Source organism: Streptomyces phaeochromogenes (assembly GCF_001418655.1).
GTDB classification, from domain to species: domain Bacteria; phylum Actinomycetota; class Actinomycetes; order Streptomycetales; family Streptomycetaceae; genus Streptomyces; species Streptomyces phaeochromogenes.
Genome location: NZ_LIQZ01000468.1, coordinates 1 through 4308, shown reverse-complemented (window position 1 = coordinate 4308; position 4308 = coordinate 1). Strand labels below are relative to the sequence as shown.

At 72.3% G+C, this 4308-nt stretch carries 1 protein-coding gene; it reads left to right on the top strand.

Annotated elements, in window-relative coordinates; genetic code table 11:
* A partial coding sequence (locus AOK17_RS43060) for an SAV_2336 N-terminal domain-related protein (protein ID WP_055618099.1) occupies nt 1–4308 on the top strand: 4308 nt, incomplete at both ends.

The window sequence follows — 4308 nt, the reverse complement described above, 5'->3', positions numbered from 1 at the left end:
CACCCCCTCAAACTCCAACGCGCCCTCCGCCCCCTCAAGCGAAGCGTCCCCGCCCCGTTCGGACAGGAACTGGACGAAGCGGCGACCGCGCACCGGATCGCCCGGCTCGGAGCCTCCCCACAGTGGTGGCTGCCCGTGCTGCGCCCCGCGACCGAGCGCTGGCTGACGCTCCACCTCGTGCACGACACCGGCCCGACGATGCCGATCTGGCGCCCGCTGGTGCGCGAACTGCACGCGGCCCTCGCCCAGTCGGGCATCTTCCGCACGGTGGAGCTGCACCGGCTGGAGACCGACGGCACGGTACGCCGCCCCGGCTCGCAGGAGGCGTACGCGGACGGGCGTACGGTCACCCTGCTGATCAGCGACTGCATGGGCCCGCAGTGGCGGGACGGCCCGGCGGGCACCCGCTGGTACTCCACACTGCGCCGCTGGTCGGCCAGGATGCCGGTCGCCGTGGTCCAGCCGCTCCCGGAACGCCTGTGGCGCACCACCGCTCTGCCCGCCACGACCGCCCGGATCGCCGCGCCGGGGCCCGCCGCGCCCAACTCCGCGTACGACGTGGACTCGTACGCCATGGAGGACCTCCCCCGGGACGTGCTCCCCCTCCCCGTGCTGGAGGCCTCGGCGCCCTGGCTGGCGAACTGGTCGGCGCTCGTGGCGGGCGGGGGCCGACTGCCGGGCGCGGTCGGCCTGTTGGGGACCGCACCGCCTCCCGCGCCGGTCGACGAATGGGGCCGCAGCGATGTCGAACGGCTCTCCCCCGAGGAGCTGTTGCTCCGCTTCCGCTCTCTCGCTTCCCCCGAGGCCTTCCGGCTGGCCGGTCATCTCGCCGTCGGACGCGCCGAGTTGCCCGTCATGCGCCTGGTCCACGCGGCGATCGAGAGGAACCCCCAGCCGCAGCATCTCGCCGAGGTGATCCTCAGCGGCGCCCTGATCGCGGTCCCGGGCAAGGCGGGTTCGTACGTCTTCCGCCCGGGCGTACGCGAACTGCTGCGCCGCACGCTCCCCCGCACGGCACTCGGCCGCACCTCCGAACTCACCGCGAGGGTGGGCGCGTTGATCGACACGCGTGCGGGAGTGACGGCCGGCGATTTCCGCGTCGCCGTGCCGGGCCCCGGGGACATCACGACCGACGGCGAGCCGTTCGCATCGGTACGGGAGGAGAGCGTACGGAGACTGGGCGGCCCCCCGCCGAAGTCGGACACCGCCGGCCTGGTGCTCGGCAGGTACCGGCTCGTACGGAGGCTGGGGCGGGGCAAGCACGTGATGGAGGCCGAGGACATCAGGTCCGGACAGACGGTCGCCGTGTATCCGCACCGGATCGGGCCGGAGCAGCACGAGCATTTCCTGGCCACCGCGCGCGTCCTCGCCGGTGTCCGGCATGCCAACGTGATCGACGTCCACGACTTCGGCGTCGAGGACGGCATCGCGTACCTGGTCACGGAGTTCGTCGAGGGAGCCACGCTCGCCGAGAGTTCACGGCTGCCCTTCGCAGCGTTCGTGTCCGTGGTGCGGCAGATCGCGCTGGGCCTCGGGGCTCTGCACGAACAGGGTGTCGCACACGGTCGCCTCACACCGCAGAGCCTGCTGATGTCTCCGGACGGCACCGTCAGGATCACGCACTTCGAGCCGGTGCAAGACCGGGGGAACGACGAGTCGAAGGATCTGGAGGCCCTCGGGCATCTGCTGGAAGACCTGGGCGTGGAGGAGGCGCCGGAGGAACTCCGGCAGTTCGAGGGGGCGTTCAGGTCGCGGCTCGACGGAGCTGTCCGCCTTCTGCTCTCTCCGGACGCTGACAGCCAGAGTCGCGCCCTCGAACTCCTCAGGACCACCTCCTTCGGCGCAAACGCGAGCGAGACCGCTCCCCCTCCCGCCTTCGCCGCGGACCGATACCGCTACCGCCTGCTCGGCCCGGTGCGGATCGAGCGGGGCGACGACGCCCTCCCCAACCATTCCCCCGAGGAACAGGCCGTGCTGTGCATGCTGCTCCTGCGACGCGGCGGGCCGGTGTCCCACGTCGAGCTGACCGAGGGACTGTGGGGGCGGCACTCCCCGGGACGCGCCGGAGGACTGTCCACCTACTCCTCGGGGCTGCGGAAGATCCTGGGTCCCGGCATTCTCACCACGACCGGGGGCGGCTACGCCCTGTACGCACCGCACCACAGCGTCGACGTGAACCGCTGCGAAGAGCTGGCCGCCGAAGCGAAGTCCCGTCACGAGGACGGTGATCCGACGACGGCCCGCGACACCGTCCAACGCGCCCTCGACCTCTGGTACGGCGAACCCCTCGACGGCGTCCCGGGCCCCGCAGCCGAGGCGACCCGCGCCCGCCTGCGCGCCCTACACCTCTCGCTCTACGCCACCCGCGCCGAACTCGACCTGGAACTGGGCCACTTCGAGCGCGCCGCCGCCGACCTGGACGACCTGCTCCGTACGCACCCCGAACACGAGGACTTCCGCCGGCTGCGCGCCCTCGCCCGCAGGAACCTGGACCGCGTCGCCGACGCCGACCGGCCGACGATCACGATGGAGTGCGCGGACCCGGACGACCGCCCGGAAGCTCACAACAGGCTCGCCCCCTCCCTGGTCCGGCTGCTCTCGCTCAGCGGCCTGGCTCCCGACGACTACGACATGCGCTCCGACGACAACGGCCACTTCGTGTTCACCGCTGCCGAGTTGCCCGTACGGTCCGTACTGCCCGTGCTGAATGCGACCCTGCGCAACCTGCCGGGCATACTCCTGGAGGCAAACAACCCGCCCAGGGTCCGGTTGACGTTCTGGCACGCCGCGCAGCCCCCCACACCGGATTCTCTGCCGGCACCGGAGCAGTCGGACATCGCGGTCGTCCTTTCCCCCGTCCTGTACGAAGAACTCACGGACAGCGATCTCTCTGTCGACCTCGCCCTCTTCCGACCGTTGTGGTCGGAGCAGGCCGACGGTCCGCCCGGTCCGGTCCTCGCCTGGTACTGCCCCCTGAACCTTCCGGAGCTCGCCCCTCATCCCGGGACCAAGCAGGGCGGCCTCGTCCGCGGCCCGTTCGTCACCCGCCCTCCCCGGTGGATCCCCCTTCCGGAGCCCGGCCGCACCGCCGTCGTCATCCAGCCCGCCGACGGCGCACTGACGCTCCTCGACCCCGCCCGGCTCGTCGACACACCGGCCTCGGGGCCCACGATCGCGTACTACGAGGTCGACCTCACCCCCCAGCAGTCCGTCCACCGGCTCTCGCTCCCCAGCTCCCGCGGCGGAACCTTCACCGCGTCCGTGGAACTGGCCTGGCACGTCGAGGACCCGGTGGCGTTCGTGGGCGACGACACCGGCAACGTGTCCGAACGCCTCCTCGCCCACGTCGTCAAAGAGGCCGGCCGCGTCACCCGCCGTCATCCGGTCGACCGTGTGCCCGCACGGGGCGCGCTGCACAACGGACTGCACAGCTGGCCGGTCCCCGGGCTCTCGGTCACATGCTCGGTGCGGCTGAAGCCAACCGAAGAGCCGCCCTTCCACCCGCCCGCGACCCAGTCGTTCGCCGCACCCCCGGACGCCGCCGCACCCTTCCTCGTCGACGTCCCCCACGTACTCATCGGCTTCGACGGCCCCCTCGTACGCCTCTACACGCGGGCCAAGGAGGAACAGGCCACCCAGGAACTCGCCGCGCTCCTCGCCGAGCTGCGCCACCCCGACGCCGCGCTGAGCGGCGAGCCGCTCTCGCCGGGGGGCGCGCCCGTGTCACCCCTGGAGGGACGGTCGAACCCGCTCGACCTGTTGCGGGCGTTCGCCGAGCACCCCCTGGGTGCCGATCTGCGCCGCCGGCTCAACCGCATCGAGGAGCGGGCGATCTCGACCGCCACGGCCACCCCGTTCTCCGACTCCCTGATCACCACGCTCAACGCCCTCGGCCGGCGCGTCGCCGTCGTCGCCGACAACGCGCCGAGCGCCGTCTGGATGTATCTGCAGGCCCACGGGCGGCTGACCGGCCTGGTCAACGGAGTGCACGGCCGCGCCGAGGAGCTGACCCGGCTGATGCCGAACCCCGACTGCCTCCTGCGTGCTCTGGACCAGCTCGGCGACCGACGAGCCGACCAGTACGGCGTCCGACGGCGACGCGCCGAGGAGCTGACCCGGCTGATGCCGAACCCCGACTGCCTCCTGCGTGCTCTGGACCAGCTCGGCGCGTCGCCGTCGGACGCCGTACTGGTCGGCTCGTCGGTCGCCGAGCTGACCGCCGCGAACGCCATCGGCCTCCGCTTCCTCGGCTACACCCGCTCCGAGCCGCACAAGCAGCGCCTGCTCCGCGCGGGCTGCGAGCTGACC